18 protein-coding genes are annotated in these 23,273 nt (G+C 61.0%); 10 read left to right on the plus strand and 8 right to left on the minus strand.

Features of this window, described 5'->3' with window-relative positions:
- Positions 1-4 precede the first annotated feature (4 nt).
- Complete coding sequence (locus tag ABQX22_RS17860) at positions 5-991, plus strand: hypothetical protein (RefSeq protein WP_349801197.1); 987 nt, start codon at positions 5-7, stop codon at positions 989-991.
- A gap of 125 nt (positions 992-1,116) precedes the next feature.
- Here ABQX22_RS17860 and ABQX22_RS17865 read toward each other — a convergent pair whose 3' ends face one another.
- The 3 genes from ABQX22_RS17865 to ABQX22_RS17875 all read right to left on the minus strand — a co-directional run bounded on the left by ABQX22_RS17865 (position 1,117) and on the right by ABQX22_RS17875 (position 3,310).
- Positions 1,117-1,710 (minus strand): HAD family hydrolase, encoded by a 594-nt coding sequence (locus ABQX22_RS17865; protein ID WP_349801198.1) that lies wholly within the window; start codon positions 1,708-1,710, stop codon positions 1,117-1,119.
- The gene (tesB, locus tag ABQX22_RS17870; RefSeq protein ID WP_349801199.1) at positions 1,707-2,576 is read right to left on the minus strand and encodes an acyl-CoA thioesterase II; all 870 of its coding nucleotides are present in this window, start codon (positions 2,574-2,576) and stop codon (positions 1,707-1,709) included. Before tesB ends, ABQX22_RS17865 begins: the two co-directional genes overlap by 4 nt.
- Positions 2,577-2,719: 143 nt before the next feature.
- Positions 2,720-3,310: a GNAT family N-acetyltransferase gene (locus tag ABQX22_RS17875; protein WP_349801200.1), complete on the minus strand. Its 591-nt coding sequence runs from the start codon at positions 3,308-3,310 to the stop codon at positions 2,720-2,722.
- A gap of 95 nt (positions 3,311-3,405) precedes the next feature.
- Between ABQX22_RS17875 and ABQX22_RS17880 the strand changes: the two genes are divergently transcribed.
- Together ABQX22_RS17880 and ABQX22_RS17885 are read left to right on the plus strand one after the other, a co-directional pair.
- A complete protein-coding gene (locus ABQX22_RS17880; RefSeq protein ID WP_349801201.1) occupies positions 3,406-4,350 on the plus strand; it encodes a histone deacetylase family protein in 945 nt (314 codons plus the stop codon).
- Positions 4,351-4,628: 278 nt separating this feature from the next.
- Positions 4,629-5,867: a TIGR03862 family flavoprotein gene (locus ABQX22_RS17885; RefSeq protein WP_349801351.1), complete on the plus strand. Its 1,239-nt coding sequence runs from the start codon at positions 4,629-4,631 to the stop codon at positions 5,865-5,867.
- Between the two features lie 22 nt (positions 5,868-5,889).
- On the opposite strand, the gene ABQX22_RS17890 is transcribed toward ABQX22_RS17885, so the two are convergent.
- Positions 5,890-7,071 carry an acyltransferase family protein gene (locus tag ABQX22_RS17890; RefSeq protein ID WP_349801202.1) on the minus strand — a complete coding sequence of 394 codons (1,182 nt, stop codon included), beginning with the start codon at positions 7,069-7,071 and terminating at the stop codon, positions 5,890-5,892.
- A gap of 452 nt (positions 7,072-7,523) precedes the next feature.
- On the opposite strand from ABQX22_RS17890, the gene ABQX22_RS17895 reads away from it, so the two are divergent.
- Together ABQX22_RS17895 and ABQX22_RS17900 are read left to right on the plus strand one after the other, a co-directional pair.
- Positions 7,524-9,446: a HAMP domain-containing methyl-accepting chemotaxis protein gene (locus ABQX22_RS17895; protein ID WP_349801203.1), complete on the plus strand. Its 1,923-nt coding sequence runs from the start codon at positions 7,524-7,526 to the stop codon at positions 9,444-9,446.
- 218 nt (positions 9,447-9,664) lie between these two features.
- A complete protein-coding gene (locus ABQX22_RS17900) occupies positions 9,665-10,456 on the plus strand; it encodes a substrate-binding domain-containing protein (protein ID WP_349801204.1) in 792 nt (263 codons plus the stop codon).
- 132 nt (positions 10,457-10,588) lie between these two features.
- Here the strand turns inward: ABQX22_RS17900 and ABQX22_RS17905 are convergent, their stop codons facing one another.
- A complete protein-coding gene (locus ABQX22_RS17905) occupies positions 10,589-11,053 on the minus strand; it encodes a metallophosphoesterase family protein (RefSeq protein ID WP_349801205.1) in 465 nt (154 codons plus the stop codon).
- A 3-nt stretch (positions 11,054-11,056) separates the two neighbouring features.
- Positions 11,057-12,262: an MFS transporter gene (locus ABQX22_RS17910; RefSeq protein ID WP_349801206.1), complete on the minus strand. Its 1,206-nt coding sequence runs from the start codon at positions 12,260-12,262 to the stop codon at positions 11,057-11,059.
- Positions 12,263-12,427: 165 nt separating this feature from the next.
- Here ABQX22_RS17910 and ABQX22_RS17915 point away from each other — a divergent pair, with 165 nt between their 5' ends.
- Together ABQX22_RS17915 and ABQX22_RS17920 are read left to right on the plus strand one after the other, a co-directional pair.
- A complete protein-coding gene (locus ABQX22_RS17915) occupies positions 12,428-13,444 on the plus strand; it encodes a LacI family DNA-binding transcriptional regulator (RefSeq protein WP_349801207.1) in 1,017 nt (338 codons plus the stop codon).
- A 139-nt stretch (positions 13,445-13,583) separates the two neighbouring features.
- Positions 13,584-14,762 (plus strand): acetyl-CoA C-acetyltransferase, encoded by a 1,179-nt coding sequence (locus tag ABQX22_RS17920; RefSeq protein WP_349801208.1) that lies wholly within the window; start codon positions 13,584-13,586, stop codon positions 14,760-14,762.
- 116 nt (positions 14,763-14,878) lie between these two features.
- Here ABQX22_RS17920 and mgtA read toward each other — a convergent pair whose 3' ends face one another.
- Entirely contained in the window at positions 14,879-17,623 is a 2,745-nt protein-coding gene (mgtA, locus tag ABQX22_RS17925) for a magnesium-translocating P-type ATPase (protein ID WP_349801209.1), read from the minus strand.
- 591 nt (positions 17,624-18,214) lie between these two features.
- On the opposite strand from mgtA, the gene ABQX22_RS17930 reads away from it, so the two are divergent.
- The 3 genes from ABQX22_RS17930 (at position 18,215) to ABQX22_RS17940 (ending at position 22,602) form a co-directional block, all read left to right on the plus strand.
- A complete protein-coding gene (locus ABQX22_RS17930; RefSeq protein ID WP_349801210.1) occupies positions 18,215-19,231 on the plus strand; it encodes a class I SAM-dependent rRNA methyltransferase in 1,017 nt (338 codons plus the stop codon).
- A gap of 110 nt (positions 19,232-19,341) precedes the next feature.
- Positions 19,342-22,284: a DUF748 domain-containing protein gene (locus ABQX22_RS17935; RefSeq protein ID WP_349801211.1), complete on the plus strand. Its 2,943-nt coding sequence runs from the start codon at positions 19,342-19,344 to the stop codon at positions 22,282-22,284.
- A 6-nt stretch (positions 22,285-22,290) separates the two neighbouring features.
- Positions 22,291-22,602 (plus strand): DUF2845 domain-containing protein, encoded by a 312-nt coding sequence (locus ABQX22_RS17940; RefSeq protein WP_349801212.1) that lies wholly within the window; start codon positions 22,291-22,293, stop codon positions 22,600-22,602.
- 260 nt (positions 22,603-22,862) lie between these two features.
- Here ABQX22_RS17940 and ABQX22_RS17945 read toward each other — a convergent pair whose 3' ends face one another.
- Positions 22,863-23,213 carry a BON domain-containing protein gene (locus ABQX22_RS17945; protein ID WP_349801213.1) on the minus strand — a complete coding sequence of 117 codons (351 nt, stop codon included), beginning with the start codon at positions 23,211-23,213 and terminating at the stop codon, positions 22,863-22,865.
- Positions 23,214-23,273 lie beyond the last annotated feature (60 nt).

Below are 23,273 nucleotides of genomic sequence, written 5' to 3' on the forward strand. Positions count from 1 at the left end.
TCACATGATGAAACCGCTTTCGATCCTGTTGTTGGGCACCCTGCTGAGCGTGACGGCTCATGCAGCGGATCAGGCGGTCAAATCCATCAGCCCGGACAGGCTGTTGATCAACGGCACCAGTCAGGCCACGCTGGGTTTGAGTCAGAGCTGGGTGCGCCCCAGCCCGCAGATCCAGCGTGTGGTCATTGTGTTTCATGGCCGGCTGCGCAACGCCCAGACCTACCTGCGCAGCGTCGAGCGTGCGGCGAATCAATCCCGGCAACGGTCCAAGACCTTGCTGATCGCGCCGCAGTTTCTCGATGAGAAGGACATCACCGCCCACCATCTGCCGGAGACCGTGCTGCGCTGGCACGCCAACACGTGGATGGCGGGCGACAAGTCCGAAGGGCCCAAGCCGGTCAGCTCGTTCGTGGTCATTGACCATATTCTCAAGCGCCTGAGCGACAGCAAGCTGTTCCCCAACCTCAAAGAGATCGTGATTGCCGGGCATTCCGGTGGCGCGCAGGTGGTTCAGCGTTACGCCATGATCGGCGGCAAGGAAGATGCGTTGCTCAAGAAGGAAGGCATCAAGCTGCGCTACGTGATCGCCAACCCCTCGTCCTACGCCTATTTTGACGCCGAACGTCCCCAGCCCGTGGATGCAGCGAGCTGCCCGACGTTCGATACCTGGAAGTACGGCCTGAACAAGCTGCCGGCCTATGCGGGCAAGGAAACCCCAGCTGAACTGGAAGCGGCGTATGTGAAGCGCGACATCACGTACCTGCTGGGCGAACTGGACACGGACCCCAATCATCCGGCGCTGGACAAGGACTGCGGCGCCGAGGCGCAAGGCCCGTTCCGCGTGGCGAGGGGCAAGAGTTACTTCGATTACCTGACCAAGCGCCACCCCGAAGGCCTCAACCAGCATCTGGTGATGGTGCCCAAGGTCGGGCATAACGGCGACGAGATCTTCACCTCGCCTGAAGGGCAGACGGCGTTGTTCAGGCCTTAACCCGTCCCGCGTGTTTTTGTAGGAGCGCGCTTGCCCGCGAACTCGATCTGTCCAAGACAGATCGTCGCCTGACCCACCGCTATCGCGGGCAAGCGCGCCTACAGTTAATCGCGCCGCCGTTCAGATCATGCGTCGATCAGCGCTCTCAACGCTACGCAATCCTGCGCATGCCAATCCGTCAACTCCGGCCACGGGTTGTCGGGCAGATTGACCAGCACCGTGTGCGTGCCCGCCGCGCGTCCGCAGGCGAGGTCGAATCGGTAGTCGCCCACCATCACCATCTGCGCAGGCTCGACACTCCAGGCACTGGACAGCTTCAGCAAACCACCGGGATCAGGCTTGGGCGGCGCATCTTCGCGACCCAGAACGTCGTCCACCGCAAAGCAGTCCGCCAGGCCGATGGCCTCCAGCGTGACGTGCGCCAGCTCCCGGGCATTGCGCGTCAGAATCCCCAGGCGGACACCGCGAGCGGCCAGCTCCCGCACCAGTTCCACCGCGCCCACGGCCGGCTGCGAGGCAAGCGCCAGTTCACGCTCGTGCTCCAGCAACCAGGCATGCTTTGCGGCGCGGATGTCGGCGGGCAAGGCGGCGAGGTGGGTGAGGATGTCGTCTTCCAGCGGTATGTCCAACGCCCGTTTGATCGCCGGGAAATCATGCACGGCGAGCGTCAGGGTGCCGTCCATGTCGAACACCCAGTGGCGCAGCTGGCGCAGGCTCATGCCCAATCCTTGCGGTGGCGGATCAGGCCTTCCTGACTGGTGGACGCCACCAGTTGCCCGGCGCGGTTGTACACGCTGCCGCGCGAAAAGCCACGGGAATTGCCCGCCCACGGGCTGTCCATCGCGTACAGCAGCCACTCGTCCGCACGCAAATTGCCGTGGAACCACAGCGAGTGATCGAGGCTGGCGATCTGCATGTCCTTCTGCCAGACCGTCTTGCCGTGAGGCACCAGCGAGGTGGTCAGCAGGTTGAAATCCGAGGCGTAGGCCAGCAGGTATTTATGCAGCGCCGGAATATCCGGCAAGGTGCCGTCGGCGCGAAACCAGATGTACTGCACCGGATCGCCCGGTACCGGGTTGTAGGGGTCTTTTTCGGTCACCGGACGGAATTCGATCGGCTTGGGGCAGAGCAACTTGTCTTTCATGTGCTCAGGGATCAGGTGTTCGCGCTGACGCATCAGCTCAAGCTCCGAGGGCAGGTTTTCCGGGCCCACCACGTCAGGCATCGAGCGCTGATGCTCGAAGCCCTCTTCGTCGTATTGAAACGACGCGCTGCAAGTGAATATCGGGTGGCCCTTCTGGATCGCGGTCACGCGACGCGTGCTGAAGCTGCCGCCGTCACGGACCCGGTCCACTTGATACACCACCGGCAACAGCGCATCGCCCGGACGCAGAAAATAGCCGTGCAATGAGTGAACGTGCCGCGCTTCTTCGACGGTCTGACTGGCCGCCGACAGCGACTGACCCAATACCTGACCGCCGAACAGCTGGCGAAACCCAAGGTCCTGGCTGCGCCCGCGAAAGAGGTTTTCTTCAATCGGCTCCAGGCTCAACAGCGACACCAGATCATCCAGCACTTGGCTCATTGGGGTTCCTCACGCAAAAAAATAGCTCACACAAAACAAAGCCGCGCACATGGAGTGGCGGCGGTCCGGGTCTTGGCCGGACAGGTTGGCAGAAATGATACAGGGGATTTTGGTCCGGTTCTCTCGCTGAGTCGTCCAGCGGGCTACAGCGTGGCAAGCCATTGCGGGCGACTGATCCGGTACAGGACGTGGGGTTTGAGCGGGTGACCCTCGGGCAGGTTGGGGTGACCAAAGTCGTCAGTCGGGTTGTTGTGCATGCCAATGGCCTGCATGACTTTCTGCGACGGCAGATTGATGGTCGCAGCAAACGAGACGATCTCGTCCAGGTCCAGGTGTTCGAAACCGCAGCCCATGGTGGTCCACGCCGCTTCGCTGGCAAAGCCCAAACCCCAATGCTCCCGCGCCAGGCGCCAGCCAATTTCCACGGCCGGGGTGAACGGTGCGTCAAAGCCGACCGTGCACAGGCCCGTGAAGCCGATGAATTCAGCCGTGTCCTTGCGCTCCAGCGCCCACAGCCCGTAACCGTACTCGGCAAAATGCCCGCGAATACGGCCGATGAGCTTTGCGCTCTCGAGACGGCTCATGGTTTTCGGAAAAAACTTCATGACCTGCGGGTCCGCGCACATCTGCGCAAACGCCGGCAAGTCATCATCACGCCATTGACGCATCAACAAGCGCGCGCTGTTGAGCTCAAGTATCGGCTCCATCGACATCTCCCCTCTCCGGCCTTTCATTGACTCTCCACCGTTGTGCAGGCCGCGGCATCAAGGCTGTGCGGCACCGGGCAATACTGGCAAGATCCCCTCTTCAGCCCGCACGCGTAAACCACATGCCCCTGCCGCTTATCTACCATGACGACTACAGCCCGGCGTTCCCGGCGGACCATCGTTTCCCGATGGACAAATTCCGTTTGCTGCACGACCACCTTATCGACAGCGGTGTGACGACGGATGCTCAATTGTTTCGCCCGGAGATTTGCCCGGCGGATATTCTGGCGCTCGCCCATGACCCTGCTTACATCCGGCGGTACATGGAAGGGGATCTTTCCCGGGAAGATCAGCGCCGTCTCGGCCTGCCCTGGAGCGAGGATCTGGCGCGAAGAACCGTCCGCGCGGTGGGCGGCTCGTTGCTCACTGCCGAATTGGCGCTGCAACACGGCATGGCCTGTCATCTGGCCGGCGGCACGCACCACGCGCATTACGACTACCCGGCCGGCTTTTGCATTTTTAATGACCTGGCGGTGATCAGCCATTACCTGCTGCAGAGCGGCCGTGTGGGCCGGGTGTTGATCTTCGACTGCGACGTGCACCAGGGCGACGGCACGGCGCGCATCCTCGCGGACACTGACGATGCGATTACCGTGTCGCTGCACTGCGAAAAGAACTTCCCCGCGCGCAAGGCCCGCAGCGACTGGGATATCCCGCTGCCGATCGGCATGGGTGATGACGCGTACCTGAAGGTCGTCGATGACACGCTCAACTACCTGCTGCCGTTTTATCAGCCGGATCTTGTGCTGTATGACGCAGGCGTGGACGTGCACAAGGATGACGCCCTGGGTTATTTGCAGCTGACGGACGAAGGCGTGGCCCGCCGTGATGAAGCGGTGTTGCGCCATTGCCTGGGACGGAACATCCCGGTGATGGGCGTGATCGGCGGCGGCTACAGCAAGGACCACAGGCCCTGGCGCGGCGACACGGGATCCTGCATCACAGCGCGCAGCGGGTATGGGTGGCGGAGGGTTTGTAAGCTGCATCGTTGTATGCCGATCCTGTAGGAGCGCGCTTGCCCGCGATAAGGATTTGGCAGACTTCAGCAATGTATTGATCGTGCTGAAGCATTCGCGGGCAAGCGCGCTCCTACAAGGTATGCGTTATTTACCCACACCCGCTGTGGAACCACCTGTGGATAACCTGAGTGCAAGGCCTCAGGGCCCCTGTTACCCATAGCGTTGCGGCAGCTGTACGTTTTTTGCTCAATAGTTGTCCACAGGTCATTCGTTTATTCCGGAAGGCGGGTAGAATGCTCGCCCCTTTCGCCCATCCTCAGCGTGCCATGACGTCAGAAGCCCCCTCCTCTCTTTCATCGGTTGCCATCATCGGCGGCGGCCCCGCAGGGCTGATGGCGGCGCACGTGCTGAGTCAGGCCGGCATCCGGGTGGATGTGTACGACGCCATGCCCTCGGTGGGACGCAAGTTCCTGCTGGCGGGCGTGGGTGGCATGAACATCACGCACTCTGAAGCTCAGCCCGCCTTCGTCGCCCGCTACGGCGAACGCTCCCCGGTCATTGCGCCGTTGTTGCGCGAGTTCGGGGCCGAGGCCCTGCGCCAATGGATCCATGAGCTGGGCATCGACACCTTCGTTGGCAGCTCCGGGCGAGTGTTTCCCACGGACATGAAAGCCGCGCCGCTGCTGCGCGCCTGGCTCAAACGCCTGCGCGAAGGCGGCGTCGTGATCCACACCCGGCATCGCTGGCTGGGCTGGAACCCGGACGGCAGCCTGCGGATCGCGCACCCGGACGGCGAACTGGCCATTGAACCCCACGCCACATTGCTGGCCCTGGGCGGCGCCAGTTGGGCCCGACTGGGCTCGGACGGCGCGTGGGTTGAATGGCTCCAGACGCGAGGCGTGACCATCGCGCCCTTGCAGGCGGCCAACTGCGGCTTTGAGGTCGGGGCCTGGAGCGCGCTGCTGCGCAGCAAGTTTGCCGGCGCACCGCTGAAAAACATCGCCATCGGCGTGCAGGGTGACGCCCCGCGACTGGGTGAATGTGTGCTCACCGAAACCGGCGTGGAAGGCAGCCTGATCTACGCGTTGTCAGCGCAGATCCGTGAAACGATCAATCAACAGGGCTGCGCCACCGTGGAAATCGATCTGCTGCCGGGCAAGACGCAGGCGGATGTGCAAAAAGCCCTGAGCAAACCGCGCGGCTCGCGTTCTGTGTCCAAGCATCTTCACAGCCAGCTCAACATTGACGGCGTCAAAGCGGCGCTGCTGCGGGAATTGGCCCCGGCCGAGGCCTACGCTGATCCGGTCATGTTGGCCCGTGCGCTCAAAGCGTTGCCGCTGACGCTGATCAAACCCCGCCCGCTGGATGAAGCCATCAGCACCGCAGGTGGCGTCGCGTTCGAAGCGCTGGACCATCACTTGATGCTGACGGCCCAACCCGGCGTGTTCTGCGCCGGAGAAATGCTCGACTGGGAGGCGCCCACCGGCGGCTACCTGCTGACCGCCTGTTTTGCCAGTGGGCGAGCCGCCGGGCTGGGGATGCTGTCGTGGTTGCGAGGCGGTTGATTATCAGCTTCGGCTCAGGCAATCAGGCGGTGCGATCGAGCCGCGGTTCAATCGGCCCAGCGTCCACCCGCGTCTGTTCAGCCTTGGCCTTGCGCGGGGCCGGGGTAGCGATCCGCTTGCCCACTTCGTAGCCTTTCATCTCGATGTATTTATGCGCGAGGGCGGCAATGCCCAGGGCCGCGATGGCCACCGCAACCACCATCAGGTTGTTGCCCAGAAACGAACCGGTGTCCATGTAGCGTTGCCCGTTGATCATCGGCGATAGTTCTCGCCCGCTGAGCTTCTGCGCCATGATGAACACCGTCGACAGGCAGAACAGCAATGACGCGTGGGTCATGTAGATCGAATACGACAGTTTGCCCAGCAGCACGAAAAACCGGCCCTTGAGAAACGTCGACACCAGCCCGCCTTCAAACGCAAACAGCAGCACCAGCGCGCCGAAAAACAGGCCGCCCAAGGGTGACCGGTATTCGAAATCGTTCATTACGATCCAGTACGTGGCGTACATCAGCAGGGCTTCGAGTACGGTCATCACCCAGAACACGGGCGCGACTTTGTCCCGCACCTGCCGATACGCCACGTATGTGAGGGTCCCGGCGAAGAAACACGACAGCCCTTGAAGTGCGCGCTCCACCAACAGGTCACTGCCGCTGAAGATCAAGGCGAAGGTGATGAGCGACACGCAGGCAAACAGTGCGAAGCGCGTTTTCATCCCGAACAGGCACAGCCCGCCGAACAGCATGTAAATATAGAACTCGATGCTGATGGTCCATGACGGGTAATTGAAGGACATGGTCTCGGTGAGCGTGGTCCACGCCTGCACCAGCAGCAGGTTGGGGACGATCTCAGACGGCGCAAACAGGCCGGTGAAGGGCACGTTGTTGAAGGACACCCCTTTCTTGTATGCCGTCCAGCGCACCAGTTCAAAGAGGATAAATACCGCGAGCATCACCAAGTGCAGCGGATACAGACGAAACACCCGAGAGATGAAAAACGACTTGAAGCTCAAATTGGCCTTCATGCCGTAAGTGTGCGCCAGCACGAAACCGCTGAGCACGAAGAAGAAGTTGAGCAGCACTTCGGCGTGGCGAAAAAAGTGAAGCTCACTGAAGGCACCGACAACGTGCAAATGGAAAAACACAACGAGCAGGGCACAGATGCCCCGGAAACTGTCGAGTGTCGTAAATCGCTGGGCGGTTTTCATAACGCGACATCCTTGAGGTCTGTGCAAGCGTGATCGGTCCGGCTGAATGAAGGGCCAGCGCACACGTTATGAGGTCCGGCGATGGGCCAACAGTTGAATTATTTCATCCCCGATACAATCCCCACTCGAATGTTGACGCCCAGTATTTGCCGTACGCCGATCAACACTCAAACGGATGGCAGTTACCGGCGCAGCCGCGTTCGACACTGGCGCCACTCGTCGAGCCGGTTCGGGGCTTGAGCGTAGCCCTCAGCCGCGGAAACCTTGCCCAGCAAGACTGCTTGGTCACAAACCGGCGCTCGGTGAAATTGACGCGCTATTTTCTGACAGCCCTGCATACAGATATCTAAACCTCAGCCGATAGCCATTTCGACATAGACACTCTGCTGGCTTGCGCACAAATAACCTACCAGCCGCGTTGATCAACACGTTTGAACCCCTGGAGGTTTTGGATGAAGAGCTGGTTTGCAAACATCAGCGTCAACATGAAGTTGGCACTTGGCTTTGGCGTTGTACTCGTTTTCACCGCGTTGCTGGCGCTGACCGGGTGGACCAGCCTGGGCAGCCTGATCCAGCGCAGTGACCGGATGAACGACATTTCCGATCTCAGCGATCAGCTGACCAAGCTGCGGGTATCGCGCCTGCAGTACATGATCGCCAATGGCGATGACACCGCTGCCCAAGCGGTGCAAGCCGCGATGGATGGATACAAGGCGCAGCAAGAAGCGATGAAGGGTCGCTTCACCAACCCGCTGAACCAGAAACCACTCGCGGGACTTGCCGAGCTGACGACGGCTTATCAGAAGTCTTTTGACAAGATGCGCGAGGGGTATCGCCTCAGCGCCAGCGCACGTACCGACATGGGCGTGGCAGCGGTCAAGGGCGCAGAGCTGATCAATGGCATCTACGACGCCGTCCTGCGCCTCGATCCGACTGACGAACAACGTTTCGATCGTCTTCAGGCCATCATCAAGGCCAAAGAAGACCTGATGCTGGTCCGTTATGAAGTGCGTGCGTTCACCGCCACTCCAAACGCCAAGACCGAGGAGACTGCGCTGCGCCAGCTGGAAACGGCGATCAACGGCATGCCGTCACTCAAGACCGCGTTTGCTGACACCCAGGCCGAACCACTCAAGCAACTGGACGCCGCGCTGCTGGCGTATCGCGCGTCTGTGCAGGGTTTCCAGACCGCCAACAGCCAGATTGTCGCTGCACGGACAGAAATGACCGATCAGGGTGGCGCCATTGTCAAACTCAACAGTGAAATGCAAGACATCCAACAAACGTTGCGTGACCAGGACAGCGAAAAAGCCCGCAACCTGCAGCTCATCATGACCTTGCTGGCGCTTGTTTTCGGCGCATTGGCGGCGGTCATCATTACCCGGCAGATCACGGGCCCGCTGCAGCAAACGCTGACCGTGGTCGATCGCATCGCGTCCGGTGACTTGTCCCAGACGCTGGTGGTCACGCGCCGTGATGAAATCGGCGTTCTGCAACAAGGCATTCAACGCATGGGCACAACGCTGCGCGACTTGATCGCAGGCATCCGCGACGGCGTCACCCAGATCGCCAGCGCCGCCGAAGAGCTGTCGGCCGTGACCGAGCAGACCAGCGCCGGCGTTAATAGCCAGAAGGTGGAGACCGATCAGGTGGCCACCGCGATGCACGAAATGTCCGCCACGGTGCAAGAAGTCGCCCGCAACGCCGAACAGGCTTCGGTCGCGGCATCGGCCGCCGACAAACAGGCCCGTGAGGGCGACGTCGTGGTCGGTGAAGCCATCGCTCAAATCGAAAAACTGGCCGCCGAAGTGGGCCGTTCCACCGATGCCATGACCGTGCTGGAGCAGGAAAGCGACAAGATCGGCAAAGTAATGGACGTGATCAAGGCGGTTGCGCAGCAGACCAACCTGCTGGCCCTGAACGCTGCCATCGAGGCCGCTCGCGCCGGTGAAGCCGGTCGTGGCTTTGCGGTGGTGGCCGACGAGGTGCGCGGTCTTGCCCAGCGCACCCAGCAATCGACCGAAGAAATCGAAGGCCTGGTCGCCGGTCTGCAGAACGGCACGCGGCAGGTGTCGGACATCATGCTGAGCAGTCGTAACCTGACCGACAGCAGCGTGGCCCTGACCCGTAAGGCGGGCTCGTCACTCGCCAGCATCACGCAGACCGTTTCAACCATCCAGGCGATGAATCAGCAGATCGCAGCGGCCGCCGAAGAACAAAGCTCGGTGGCCGAAGAGATCAGCCGCAGCATCCTCAACGTGCGCGACGTGTCTGAACAGACCGCCGCCGCCAGCGAAGAAACTGCTGCCTCCAGCGTCGAACTCGCCCGCCTGGGCAATCAGCTGCAAATGCTGGTGAGCCACTTCAAGGTGTGATTGGCCAAGTGCAATAACCAAGCCTGCGCTGGACAGCGATGTCCACCGCAGGCTTTTTTTATCATTTTGAGAGCGTACCGATCCCTGTTCATTGGCACCTGCCGCCGTATGCGCTCATGAAAAAGCGCTTCACAGATCGCCCTTTTCCCACATACTGCCCGCGCTTGTTTTCATCTTCTTATTTAGAATCAATTTTCTTCATTGCCAGGTTCATATTCATGAAAAAACTCCTGCCGCATCTTTTGTCCGCCGCCATTTGTTTCGTCCCTGCCGCTTTTGTTCATGCCGCGCCAGCGCCTGCGCCCGTGCAGCTGATCGTGCTCAGTTCGGGGGGCATCATGGGTGCCTTCCAGGCCATCAGCCCGGATTACGAACAACGCGTGGGGGTCAAGCTGGTCCCGGAAGTTGCACCGTCGATGGGCGCGACGCCGCAGGCCATCCCCAACCGCCTGGCCCGCCGTGAGCCGGCCGATGTGGTGCTGATGGTGGGTTCGGCGCTGGACAAGTTGATCAAGGACGGTCAGGTCGATCCCAAGACCCGCAAGGACATCGGTAAGTCCTACATCGCCATGGCCGTGCGACACGGCGCGCCGAAGCCCGATATCAGCACCATGGAGGCGTTCAAGGAAACCCTGCTGAACGCCAAAAGCATTGCCTACTCCGACAGCGCCAGCGGCGTGTACCTGTCGCGGGTGCTGTTCAATCAGATGCACATTGCTGATCGCATCAAAGACAAGAGCCACATGATCCAGGCGACCCCCGTGGGTGAGATCGTCGCCCGTGGCGAGGCCGATATCGGCTTCCAGCAACTGAGTGAGCTCAAGCCGGTGGAAGGCATCGACATCATCGGTCTGATCCCTGATCAGGCGCAGCAGATGACCCTGTATTCGGCAGGCGTGGTCAGCATGAGCAAACACCCGGAACAGGCCAAGGCTCTGGTTGACTACCTGGGATCGAGCGCAGCGGCGGCCGCCGTCAAGACCAGCGGGCTGGATCCGATTGCGAAGTGAGCGTCAAATTCGAGTAAGACGCAGGTCTTGTTGGAGCGAGGCTTGCCCGCGAAGGCGTCCTCACAGGCGATGATTGGGCGACGCCAAACCCATTCGCGGGCAAGCCTCGCTCCAACAGATTGACGCGGACTCTTACAGCGCCAGCTCGATCAACTCCCCCCGCACATCCTCCCCTTCGATGTGCAGCAACCCCACCGTGATCGGCAGTTTGAAGCGCCGTGGCCCGGCGCTGCCCGGGTTAATGAACAACACCCCGTCCCGCAGCTGCTGCAGCGGCTTGTGCGAATGACCGGTGACCACCACACGGATATCTGTTGGCAGGGTGTTCGGTACGTCGGCCAGGATGTGCGTGACGTAGATAGCCAGCGCCCCCACTCGATAAGTCGCTTCATAAGGCACGTCGCTTGCCCACGCATCGTCGGTGTCATTGTTGCCGCGCACCACCGTCAACGGCGCGATGGCCCGCAAGGCGTCAAGTATCTCCGGCTTGCCGATGTCGCCCCCGTGAATGATGTGGTCACAGCCCTGCAACGCGCTCAACGCCTGAGGACGCAGCAAGCCATGGGTGTCTGAAATCAGGCCGATTTTCACGCTCATCGTTTACCCCCGGGTGGACGCGGCGTTCTGCCGGGCCTGGACGCGTTTCATGCTGATCATGGCGAACAAGGCGATCACCGCCACCAGTGATGCGAAGAATTCGCCGACGTGGCGCAAGCCGAAGGCGTGAACGCTGAAACCCACGGCAATCACTGGCACGGAAATCGAGATGTACAGCACCACAAAGTAAGCCGAAGTCACCGCTGCCTTCTGGTCAGGCGGACTTTTCGCGCTCACCGCCCCCATTGCGGCGCGGAAGATCATCCCCTGCCCCATCCCCGCGATGAAGCCCGCCAGCACCAGTAACGTCACCTGCGCGGTGGCAATACTCAGCCCCAGGCATATCATGCCGACGATCAACGCCAGGCAACCCAGCGTCATGTGCCGTTGCGCCGGCAGCCATTGCAGCGACGCCTGCCCGACAACGGAGGCCACGAAGAACAGCCCGATTACAGCGCCGATCAGCAGCCCGCCGGTTTGCTCCATCACCTGAATCATCACCGACGGCACCATGCTGGTGAACAGGCCGGCGACGCTGAACCCCGCCAGCCCGGCAATCGACGCCGGAATGAACACACTGCGCACCGAGGCCGGAATCGACGGTTTCTGAATGCCCAGGTGCAGCGTCTCGGGACGTGTAACGGTTTCCCGAGCGATGAGCACGCCCAGCATCGCCAGCAACAGGAAGGCCAGGTGCACGTAGAAAATGAGGTGCAGCGGGTCTGGCAAGTATTGGGACGTGATCCCCGCCAGCAGCGGGCCCAGACCCAGTCCGAACATGTTGGCGGCAGTGGCGATCAGCGTCGCGCTTTTGGACCAGCGCCTGGGCGCCAGTTCGATCACCGCAACCGTGGCGGTGCCGGTCATGATCCCGGCAGAAAAGCCTGAAAACAGCCGCCCGATCAACAGGCCGGCGATGGAATCGGAGAACAGGAACACCACCGCGCTGATTGCCCCCATCAGCAAACCGGCACACAGCAGCGGCTTGCGGCCCAACTGATCCGACCAGCTGCCTACGGCCAACAGCGCCGCAATCACGCCTGCGGCATAAATCGAGAAAATGATCGTCACCCAACTCGCGTCGAAACCCAGGCGTTGCTGGTAGATCGCGTACAGCGGTGTCGGCAGCGTCGTACCGACCATGGCGACCAACAGCGCGCCCGCCACCAGGATGAAATCGCGGGCTGAAGATGAAGCGGCCTGAGTCATGGGGTCTCCCTGAGAGGTAATTCGGTGGGCAGCATAGCAATGCAAACGATGACATTTCTATGCGCTGAGCACGTGATACATCGCGTCAGCGTGCTAGCCTTGCGCAACAACATAACGAAAGTGACTGCCCCGCATGTTATTTCGATTTCAGGCAGCCCGCCGCCCATGAGCAAAAAAACGCCCGTCACCATCACCGACATCGCACGGCGCGTGAACATGACGCCGGTGACCGTCTCCCGCGCGCTGAACAAGCCCGATCTGGTCAAGCCCGAAACGCTGGCGCGCATTCTCGAGGTGGCGCAAGAGCTTGATTACGTCCCCAATGCCTTCGCTCGCAGCCTTAAACGCAGCGAAAGCATGATCATCGGTGTGATCACTGCGTCGGTGGACAACCCGTTTTACAGCGAGATGATCAAGGCCATCTCGCGGGAAGCCAAGAAGCAGGGCTACACCATCATGCTGGTGGACACCGACGGCTCCGAGGAGCTGGAAAAGAAAGCGGTGGAAACCCTGCTCAGCTATCGCGTGGCGGGGATCGTGCTGTCCCCGGTCTCGGACGAGCCGGACTATCAGCCGCAGTACTTAAGCCGCCTGAGCAATGGCGACATCCCCGTGGTGCAGCTGGATCGCGCCTTGCACCAGAGCCCGTTCAGCCACGTGGTGCTGGATAACTTCCACAGCGGGCTCAAGGGCGCGGGGTACTTGCTGGCGCAAAAGCCGGACATGCAGCGCTTGCTGGTGTTGACCGGCCCTGCCCATTCGCGCATCTCCGAAGAGCGGCTCAAAGGCGTTGAAGCGGCATTGGCGCAGACCGGCAAGCACGTGCAACTGGACGTGTTCGCCGGTGACTACACCCTTGAGCCGTCGTATCAGAGCACCCTGCACTACCTGCGCGAGCAGCCCCTCCCGGACGCCATTTTCGGCTTCAATCAGTTGATCACCCTCGGGGCGATGAAAGCGCTGCGCGATCAGGGCATCAGCTATGAAAACGTCACGCTGTGCGGCATAGACCGCCTGCCCTTTGGTGACATCTTCGGCATCCCCATCGCCTGCATCGCCCATGATGCGTCGCTGGCAGGGAGCAGCGCGGTGCACCTGTTGCTGGAGCGGATCGCCAACCCGAACCTGCCCAGCAGCAAGGTGGTGATCACCGGCGAACTGGAAAACGGCGCGACCCGCTGACCACGCGACAAAGGGCTTAAATTTCACAGCCCGTTCATGCCACCATGGGCGCCCTTGATCACCGCGCCCAGGCCCGCTGCGCACCTGCTTTGCAGCCAACGGCCCCGGCGCGAAACCAACAACAATGAGGATGGGTACCATGCAAGACGTCGTAATCGTTGCCGCCACCCGCACCGCCGTCGGCAGTTTCCAGGGTTCGCTGGCGCATGTTCCAGCGGTTGACCTGGGCGCCGCGGTCATCCGCCAACTGCTGGACCAGACCGGCCTGGACGGTTCGCAAATCGATGAAGTCATCATGGGCCAGGTCTTGACCGCCGGGGCCGGGCAAAACCCGGCGCGTCAGGCGTCGATCAAGGCCGGGTTGCCGTTCGCGGTCCCGGCCATGACCCTGAACAAGGTCTGCGGCTCAGGCCTCAAGGCGTTGCATCTGGCGACCCAGGCGATTCGCTGCGGCGATGCCGAGATCATCATCGCCGGTGGCCAGGAAAACATGAGCCTGTCCAACTATGTCATGCCCGGCGCGCGCACCGGTTTGCGCATGGGCCATGCCACGATGATCGACACGATGATCAGCGACGGCCTGTGGGACGCGTTCAACGATTACCACATGGGCATCACCGCCGAGAACCTGGCCGACAAGTACGAAATCACCCGTGAGGCGCAGGATGCATTCGCCGCCTCGTCGCAGCAGAAAGCCGCGGCCGCCATCGAAGCAGGTCGGTTCGTCGATGAAATCACCCCCATCCTGATTCCACAGCGCAAGGGCGACCCGCTGTCCTTCGCCGTCGACGAGCAGCCGCGCGCAGGCACAACCGCCGAGTCGCTGGCCAGACTCAAACCCGCGTTCAAGAAAGACGGCACCGTCACCGCTGGCAATGCTTCCTCGCTCAACGATGGCGCCGCCGCCGTGATCCTGATGAGTGCCGCCAAAGCAGAGGCATTGGGCTTGCCGGTGCTGGCGCGCATCGCGGCGTACGCCAATGCCGGTGTCGATCCCGCGATCATGGGCATTGGCCCGGTCAGCGCAACGCGTCGCTGCCTGGACAAAGCCGGCTGGTCCCTGGAAGAACTGGACCTGATCGAAGCCAACGAAGCGTTCGCCGCGCAGTCGCTGTCGGTGGGCAAGGAGTTGGGCTGGGACATGGACAAGGTCAACGTCAACGGCGGCGCCATCGCCATGGGCCACCCCATCGGCGCGTCGGGCTGCCGGGTGCTGGTGACCCTGCTCCACGAAATGATCAAGCGCGACGCCAAAAAAGGCCTGGCGACGTTGTGCATTGGTGGTGGTCAGGGTGTGGCGTTGGCGTTGGCGCGTTAATGTCTGAAGTCCCGTACTGAAGACAGGTGGGAGGGCGCTTGCTCGCGATGGGTCTGACAGTCAGTGTTGCGCTGCCTGACCTGACGCCTCGCGAGCACGCTCACGCCTAACCCCCCTCACTGCCACCCAAACCGCCGCACGTAAAACCCTTTCATCGCCTGCGTGACTGCCATGTACCCCAGCAAAATCAACGGCAATATCAGGAAGTACAACGGTGGCAGCGCCTGCAGCTTGAAGTAATGCGCCAACGGCCCCATCGGCAGAAAAATCCCCACCGCCATGATCAGCCCGGTCATCACCATCAATGGCATCGCCGCACGGCTTTGCAGGAACGGGATCTTGGGCGTGCGGATCATGTGCACCACCAGGGTTTGCGTCAGCAGCCCCACGACAAACCAGCCCGACTGAAACAGCGTTTGATGCTCGGGGGTATTGGCGCCGAATACGTACCACATGATTGCGAACGTGATGATGTCGAACATCGAGCTGATCGGCCCGAAAAAAAGCATGAAACGCCCGACTTCCGAGGGCTGCCACCGCTGCGGCTTTATCAGCAGTTCGTCATCGACGTTGTCGAACGGGACGGCGATCTGCGAAATGTCGTACAGCAGATTTTGCACCAGCAGGTGCATCGGCAGCATCGGCAAAAATGGAATGAACGCGCTGGCCACCAATACCGAGAACACGTTGCCGAAGTTGGAGCTGGCCGTCATCTTGATGTACTTGAGCATGTTGGCAAACGTTCTGCGCCCTTCCAGTACGCCTTCCTCCAGCACCATCAGGCTTTTCTCCAGCAAAATGATGTCGGCCGCCTCCTTGGCGATGTCCACCGCGCTGTCCACCGAAATGCCGATGTCCGCCGTACGCAACGCCGGAGCGTCGTTGATACCGTCGCCCATAAAGCCCACCACGTGGCCGTTGGCCTTGAGCAAGCGCACGATGCGCTCTTTGTGGGACGGTGTGAGTTTGGCGAAGACGTTGGTGGTTTCCACCGCGACCGCCAGCTCGGCGTCGCTCATGCGTTCGATGTCCCCACCCAGCAGCAGGCCTTGTCGCTCCAGGCCAACCTCACGACAGATCTTCGCGGTCACACGCTCGTTGTCACCGGTTAACACCTTGACGGCAATGCCATGTTCGGCCAACGCCTTGAGCGCAGGTGCCGTGCTCTCCTTGGGCGGATCGAGAAACGCCACGTACCCGATCAGCGTCATGTCGCTCTCATCCGCCAGGCCATAGGTTTCACGGCCGGCCTCCATCGAACGCGCAGCGACGGCGACCACCCGCAGCCCTTCTTCGTTAAAGGCGGCCGTGACGTCCAGAATCCGTGCCATCAGCTCATCGGTCAGGGCTTCTTCAGCGTCGGCGTGCCTAACGCGCGCACAAACGCTCAGCACTTCTTCCAGCGCGCCCTTGCAGATCAGCAGGTGCCGATGCCCCTGTTCAGCCACTACCACCGACATCCGGCGCCGATTGAAGTCGAACGGCACTTCATCGACCTTGCGAAACGCCGTACCCACCTGCAGCTCACGATGGACCTCGACGTGTTCCAGCACGGCCACGTCCAGCAGATTCTTCAGGCCGGTCTGGTAGTAGCTGTTGAGGTAGGCCATTTCCAGCACATCGTCAGATTCGTCGCCCCAGACATCGACATGGCGTGCCAGAAAAATCTTGTCCTGGGTCAAGGTGCCGGTCTTGTCCGTGCACAGCACGTCCATGGCACCGAAGTTCTGAATCGCATCCAGACGTTTGACGATAACCTTCTTGCGCGACAGAAACACCGCGCCCTTGGCCAGGGTGGACGTGACGATCATCGGCAGCATTTCAGGGGTCAGGCCGACGGCAATGGACAGCGCAAACAGCAGCGCCTGCATCCAGTCACCCTTGGTGAAGCCATTGATGAACAGCACCAGCGGCGCCATCACAAACATGAAACGGATCAACAGCCAGCTGACTTTGTTGACCCCGGACTGGAACGCGGTCGGCGCCCGGTCCGTAGCACTGACCCGCTGGGCGAGCGCCCCGAAATACGTGTGATTGCCCGTGGTGAGAATCACGCCCGTCGCCGCCCCTGACACCACGTTTGTGCCCATGAACAGGATATTTTCAAGGTCCAGCGGGTTGTCGGTGTGGCCAGCTTGGGCGCGAGAAAACTTTTCCACAGGCATGGATTCGCCCGTCATGGCGGCCTGGCTGACGAACAGGTCCTTGGCGCTGAGCACCCGGCAATCAGCCGGGATCATGTCGCCAGCTGACAACACGATCAAATCCCCCGGCACCAGCTCGCTGATCGGCAATTCGAGATGGCGGGACTTGCCGTTGGCCGGCGCCACGCCCGCGTCATCTTCATCGTCAGCGCGCCGCATCACCGTGGCCGTATTGCTCACGAGGGCTTTCAGGGCGTCGGCCGCCTGGTTGGAGCGTGCTTCCTGCCAGAACCGCAACAGGGTCGACAGCACCACCATCGAGAAAATGACGGTCGCGGCTTTTAGGTCTTCGGTCAGCCACGAGATCACAGCCAGCAGGGTCAGCAGCAGGTTGAACGGGTTTTTGTAGCAGTGCCACACATGCACCCACCACGGTAACGGTTGTTCGTGCTCGACCTGGTTGAGGCCATGTTGCAAACGCAGGGACAACGCAGCCGCACAGGTAAGACCGTCGCGGTGGCTGCCAAGTTGGTCGAGGAGGTGTTGCGCATCGCTGCTGGCGCCGCGAATGAGGGTTTGCGCCAGCGTCGGCGGTACTTCACGGCTGACTGTTGGGTCGGTCACGCTATCGAGCATTGCCAGCCGACGGAAGTGCCGGGCAATGTGCCGGTTTTGCAGAAAGCCTGCGAAGAACTCTTTCAGGAGGGTGAATTTCATGGCTGTAGCCCTGGGCTGAAGGTTTACGGCTTAAACCTTGAGCAGGCACGGCCGACCTGCAGCGTGCTCCGTTCATTACGGAACGCACGGCAGGCTGGCCCGCATGCCTGAAAGACATGCGCGTCCGTTGCACTGATGGCGACCGCAAGGTCGGCCATCGCGCAGGTGGTCAGCGTCATATGAAAGGACAGCGGCAGGCCTGGAACCAGACCTGCGTAACTGCCGCTTCTCGCGTTATCAGCGAGAAGACGGCAGTAAAAAGACCGCGCGTTATCTCGCCGAGGATGGGCCGGTAATCAATACCGGCTGACGTCTGTCGCTCGAACTCGTACCCACTGAGGGTCTCCGCACTGGTTGAAAACGGGCGAAGATTACGCCCGGCTGTTGACAGAGTAAATCGTCGGAAAGCGCCGTCACGGGGTATCAGAAAAATCTTCAGGGAGCGTTCAGGTATGCAGAGGCGGACAAGCCTTTGTCGACGCTGACGAGCCTGCGGGTCGGTCTCGATTTCAAGGGCCATTGCAGTCCCAAGACCGCCATTGCCCAACCTGATAAACTCCCGCGCCTCATTCCGCTCCATAGGCGCCTTGCATGTCTTCGCTGAATCAGGCGCTTCGCGTCGCCCTCGATCAACGCCAATCACTGCTGGTTGAACTGCATGCTCAAGACACCGATTGCTATCGCCTGTTCCACGGCAGCCAGGAGGGCGCCAGCGGCCTGACCATTGATCGCTACGGCCCGCAATTGTTGGTTCAGAGCTTTCACCACAGCCTGGATCGCGTGGCGTTGCTCGCGGCGCACGCCCAGATCAACAGCTACCTGGGCGTCGACACTCAACTGGTCTACAACGACCGCTCCCAAGGCAACTCGCGAGTCGACCGCAGCGATCCGGTGTACAAGGCCGATGACGCCGCGCTGGAAGATCAGGTCGGTCACGAATGGGGCCTGAATTACCGCGTTCGCGGGCGGCACGCCGGCCAGGATCCCCTGCTTTTTCTCGACCTGCGCAACGCCCGGGGTTGGGTCAAGGATCACAGCGCAGGCAAAAGCGTGCTGAACCTGTTCGCCTACACCTGCGGCGTTGGTCTGAGCGCAGCCGCGGGGGGCGCCAGTGAGGTCTGCAACCTGGATTTCGCCGAGGGCAATCTTGCCGTCGGCCGAGAGAATGGCTTGCTGAATCCGCAGCTAAAACCGATGGAATTCATTCAGTCCGATTACTTCCCGGCGATCCGCCAACTGGCCGGGCTGCCCATTGCCGCGCGCCGTGGCCACAAACTGCCGGATTACCCACGCCTGGATCAACGCCAGTACGACTTGGTGTTGCTCGACCCGCCCGCCTGGGCCAAGAGTGCATTCGGCACGGTCGATTTGCTGCGCGACTATCAAAGCCTGCTCAAGCCGGCTGTGCTGGCGACCGCCGAGGACGGCGTGCTGATTTGCTGCAACAATCTGGCGAAGGTCAGCCTGGAAGACTGGCGCGAACAGGTGCTGCGTTGCGCCACCAAAACCGGGCGTCCCGTGCGTGATTGTCAGGTACTCACGCCCGGTGCCGACTTTCCGTCCATGGACCAGCAGCCACCGCTGAAAACCCTGATCCTGCAGTTCTGATGGGGGCACCGGGCCGGCGAAACTTCCTACAGGGTATGTAACGACCGATTTCGGAACCAGATGGGCGTGCCATACTCCAAGGACCTCCCATAAAGAGAGTCACACTCCACATGCCCAAAGGATTGAAACGCGCCATCGGCGCCCTGCTGGCCGTTTTTGCAATCTACAGCTTGCTGGGGTTCCTGATCCTGCCGGGCATCGCGCTGCGCGTGATCAACCAACAGTTGGCGAACTATTCCACGGCGCCAGCCCGGCTTGACCGGCTGGAGCTGAACCCCTACACCCTGGAAGTCACGCTGTGGGGCCTGAACATCGGCACGCCAGGCAAAGAAGACCTGGGCTTCGAACGTCTCTACGCCAACCTGCAGATCGATAGCCTCTGGACCCGCGCCCTGCACCTGAAAACCGTCGAACTGGACAAGCCCAAGACCGAATTGCTGTTCGCCAAAGACGGCACGCTCAATCTGGCGCAGCTGTTCAAACTGCCCCCCAGCGAGCCCGCCAAACCGGACGAGCCGCCCAGCAAACCCTTCCCGTTGCGCATCGGCGAAATCAAATTGGCCCGCGGCTACGTGCACTTTCAGGATTTGCGCCCGAGCGAGCCGATCGAGTTTCTTTATGACGCCCTTGATTTCGAGCTGAAAAACCTGAGCACGCTGCCTGAAGACAATGCCGACATGACCCTGGTCGCGGCCGGTCCCTCGGGGGGCCAGATCGACTGGGTTGGCCGCATCAGTCTGGTGCCGATCACCTCCGAAGGCACGCTGAAAGTCACGGACGGCCAGATGAAAGTCTGGTGGCCGTATGTGCGCGACGCCCTGCCGCTGGCGCTGCAGGACGGTATCCTCAACTTCAATACCCACTACAAACTCAGCCTCGCCAAAGAGACCGAGCTGTTACTGGATAAAACTTCGCTCAGCGTGGCCCCGTTCGGGCTGAATGCGCCGGATGGCCGCCCGCTGGTTCGACTCAAAAAGCTGGAAGTGAGCGACACCTCCATTGACCTGGCCAAGCAATTGGTGACCGTTGGCAAGATCCGCAGCAACGGTCTGGAGACGTGGGCCGCCCGGGAATCGGATGGCCAGCTGGACTGGCAGAAACTGTTCGCCGGTCAGCCCGCCAAAGCCAGTGAGGCGGCTAAACAGGAACCGGCGACCGCATCAGGCACCGAGGCCAAAAAAGCCGAAATCGCCGCCGCCCCGAGCAAACCGTGGCAGGTCCTGCTGCGTGACGTACAGCTTCGCGATTACATGGCGCACCTGGCTGACCGCGTACCGAAAGAGCCCGTGGAGATAGACCTGGGCCCGTTGAACCTGGATGCCCAGAACTTTGACAGCCTGAACAAATCGCCCTTCACCCTCAAGCTCGACACCGGGCTGGGCAAGCAGGGCAAGCTGACCGCCGAAGGCGAAGTGAACCTTGCGCCGGTCACGGCCAAACTTAACGTCACCACCCGCGACATCGACCTGCGCGTGGCACAGGCCTACGTCACGCCCTTCATTCGTCTGGAAGTGCGCAGCGGCATGTTGAATAGCGATCTGGCGGTCGACCTCAAAAGCACCGAGCCCCTGGCGATGGGCGTGACCGGCAAGGTTCAGGTGGATCAGTTGCACACCCTGGACACGCTCAAGTCCCGGGACTTTCTGCGCTGGCAGACGCTGAACCTCGAAGGCCTGAACTTCCAGCTCGGCGACAGCCTGACCATCGCCCAGGTCAATCTGGAGCAACCCTATGCGCGGTTCATCATCGCCGACGACCGCACCACCAACATCAGTGACCTGCTCGTCCCTCAGCCAGCCGACACTGGCGCACCAGCTGCCAAGGGCAAAACAGCGAGCGCCGACAAGCCCATGGGCATCCACATTGGTGAGGTGAACATCAACAACGGCTCGGCCAATTTTGCTGACTTCAGCCTGACGCCCAATTTCGCGACCGCCGTGCAGCAACTCAACGGCAAGATCGGCACGCTGGACAACCGGCAGTCGACGCCTGCCAGCGTCAACATCAACGGCAAGGTGGACCGCTACGCGCCAGTCACCATCAAGGGCGCGCTCAATCCGTTCGATCCGCTGGCGAGCCTGGATATCGCCACCAGCTTCAAACGGGTGGAGTTGACCAACCTGACCCCCTACTCCGGGAAATTTGCCGGCTATCGCATCCGCAAGGGGCGCCTGAACCTGGACCTGCATTACCTCATCACCAAAGGCCAGTTGAAGGCTGAAAACAAGGTGGTGGTTGAGCAGCTGCAACTGGGCGAAAAGGTCGACAGCGCCGATGCAGTGAATCTGCCGCTCAAACTGGCCATCGCCTTGCTCAAGGACACCGACGGCAAGATTTCCATCGAGCTTCCCGTGTCCGGGGATTTGAACAATCCGCAGTTCAGTGTGATGCCCATCGTCTGGCAGACCCTGCGCAATCTGGTCCTGCGCGCGGCCACGGCACCGTTCAAGTTCATCGGCGGGTTGGTCAGCGGCGGCGGGTCACAGGATCTGGGCACCGTGTCCTTCGCGGCAGGTTCCGACGAGCTGAGCGGGGAAGCCCAGGCATCGCTTGATAAGCTGGCGTCCGCGCTCAGGGAACGCCCGGCGTTGCGCCTGGAGATCGAAGGCACCAGCGCGGAGACCAGCGACGGCCCACTCATTGCTCAGCAGCGTCTGGAGCGTGAATACCAGAGCACCTACTACAAGATCCTGCAGCGACGCGGCGACAAGGTGCCCGCGCAGGCCAGCGACCTGGCCGTGCCTGATGACGAAAAGGCGCCCATGCTCGAAGGCATCTACCGCACCCGGCTCAAGCAACAACCGCCTGCGCAGTGGGTGGAGCTGGGCAAGGAACAACGCCAGGTCAAGCTGCGGGAGGCGGTGCTCAAATCCTGGAGCTCAAGCGCGCCCCTGCTTCGCCAGTTGGGGCAATCCCGGGCCAGCAGCATCAAGGACTATCTGGTGGACAAAGGACAACTGGCGGACGATCGGGTGTACTTCGTCGACGCCAGCCTGGGTCAGGCCGAAAAAGACGGGCGCGTCGTCAGCCCTTTGCATCTGGACAGTGAGTAACGCCATTTGAAGAACGTACGAGCGGGGCTTTTGGTGTTGTGGGGGTTATCGACGTTCAGTGCGCTGACCCAGGCCGGCACCCTGCGCTGCGGCAGCCAGCTGATCAGCGTCGGTGACCGAATGTTCGAGGTACAACAAAAGTGCGGTCAACCGGTGAGCCAGGATGTGATTGGCTACAAAGAGACGGTCAATCATTTCCGGCAGGTGGATCAGGTTCAGGTCCAGGAATGGATCTACGGACCCAATAACGGCATGTACCAGTACCTGCGGTTCGAAGGTGGCCGGCTGGTGGTCATCGACAGCAAGCGCGGTAAGTGACCAGCGACAAGCTATGTAGGAGCGCGCTTGCCCGCGATGGATTCGTCAGACGATAGAAGTCTGGATGCCCTACACCTTAATCGCGGGCAAGCGCGCTCCTACAATATTTCGGACCCACAATAGAACAGGCCCCGACGTAAACGCCGGGGCCTGTAATGGCCACATCCTTGTGGCCTTTCGCATGAACCTTTAATCGATCAGTCAGCGACCTCCATGGCCGTCGACTGCTCGTTTTCCATGGTCATTCAATCCTGTACTGATTACTCAGCTTTCAGGCCGTCAGCCGAAACAGCTTTAACGCCTTTGATCTTCTTGGTGATCGCAACAGCTGTGGTCTTCTGAGCGTCAGTGATGGCTACAGTCGACGACAGGGAAACCACACCTTTGTTGGTCTCTACCTTGATGTCGGAGCCAGGAATACCTTTCTCAGTCAGCAGATCGGATTTGACCTTGGTGGTGATCCAAGTGTCGGAAGTAGCTTCTTTGGTCTTGGCAACTTCGTTAGCAGCTACAACCATCGGCGCTTTGGTAGAGGTCTCGGCCATGGCGACGTTGGCCATGGTCAGAGTCAGAGCAGTGGCGGTAGCGGCAGCAATAGCGAACTTCTTCATACGAGTAACTCCTGTTTTTCTCAAAATCTGCAGCGAGCTTTAACTGCAGGGTTACTGGAT

The sequence above is a fragment of the Xanthomonas sp. WHRI 1810A genome (assembly GCF_040202885.1).
Taxonomy (GTDB): domain Bacteria; phylum Pseudomonadota; class Gammaproteobacteria; order Pseudomonadales; family Pseudomonadaceae; genus Aquipseudomonas.

What these genes read in the sequence shown, in the direction of transcription:
- ABQX22_RS17860 (WP_349801197.1), top strand. Translation starts at nt 5, where the DNA reads ATGATGAAACCGCTTTCGATCCTGTTGTTGGGCACCCTGCTGAGCGTG.
- ABQX22_RS17865 (WP_349801198.1), bottom strand. Translation starts at nt 1,710, where the DNA reads ATGAGCCTGCGCCAGCTGCGCCACTGGGTGTTCGACATGGACGGCACC.
- tesB (WP_349801199.1), bottom strand. Translation starts at nt 2,576, where the DNA reads ATGAGCCAAGTGCTGGATGATCTGGTGTCGCTGTTGAGCCTGGAGCCG.
- ABQX22_RS17875 (WP_349801200.1), bottom strand. Translation starts at nt 3,310, where the DNA reads ATGAAAGGCCGGAGAGGGGAGATGTCGATGGAGCCGATACTTGAGCTC.
- ABQX22_RS17880 (WP_349801201.1), top strand. Translation starts at nt 3,406, where the DNA reads ATGCCCCTGCCGCTTATCTACCATGACGACTACAGCCCGGCGTTCCCG.
- ABQX22_RS17885 (WP_349801351.1), top strand. Translation starts at nt 4,629, where the DNA reads ATGACGTCAGAAGCCCCCTCCTCTCTTTCATCGGTTGCCATCATCGGC.
- ABQX22_RS17890 (WP_349801202.1), bottom strand. Translation starts at nt 7,071, where the DNA reads ATGAAAACCGCCCAGCGATTTACGACACTCGACAGTTTCCGGGGCATC.
- ABQX22_RS17895 (WP_349801203.1), top strand. Translation starts at nt 7,524, where the DNA reads ATGAAGAGCTGGTTTGCAAACATCAGCGTCAACATGAAGTTGGCACTT.
- ABQX22_RS17900 (WP_349801204.1), top strand. Translation starts at nt 9,665, where the DNA reads ATGAAAAAACTCCTGCCGCATCTTTTGTCCGCCGCCATTTGTTTCGTC.
- ABQX22_RS17905 (WP_349801205.1), bottom strand. Translation starts at nt 11,053, where the DNA reads ATGAGCGTGAAAATCGGCCTGATTTCAGACACCCATGGCTTGCTGCGT.
- ABQX22_RS17910 (WP_349801206.1), bottom strand. Translation starts at nt 12,262, where the DNA reads ATGACTCAGGCCGCTTCATCTTCAGCCCGCGATTTCATCCTGGTGGCG.
- ABQX22_RS17915 (WP_349801207.1), top strand. Translation starts at nt 12,428, where the DNA reads ATGAGCAAAAAAACGCCCGTCACCATCACCGACATCGCACGGCGCGTG.
- ABQX22_RS17920 (WP_349801208.1), top strand. Translation starts at nt 13,584, where the DNA reads ATGCAAGACGTCGTAATCGTTGCCGCCACCCGCACCGCCGTCGGCAGT.
- mgtA (WP_349801209.1), bottom strand. Translation starts at nt 17,623, where the DNA reads ATGAAATTCACCCTCCTGAAAGAGTTCTTCGCAGGCTTTCTGCAAAAC.
- ABQX22_RS17930 (WP_349801210.1), top strand. Translation starts at nt 18,215, where the DNA reads ATGTCTTCGCTGAATCAGGCGCTTCGCGTCGCCCTCGATCAACGCCAA.
- ABQX22_RS17935 (WP_349801211.1), top strand. Translation starts at nt 19,342, where the DNA reads ATGCCCAAAGGATTGAAACGCGCCATCGGCGCCCTGCTGGCCGTTTTT.
- ABQX22_RS17945 (WP_349801213.1), bottom strand. Translation starts at nt 23,213, where the DNA reads ATGAAGAAGTTCGCTATTGCTGCCGCTACCGCCACTGCTCTGACTCTG.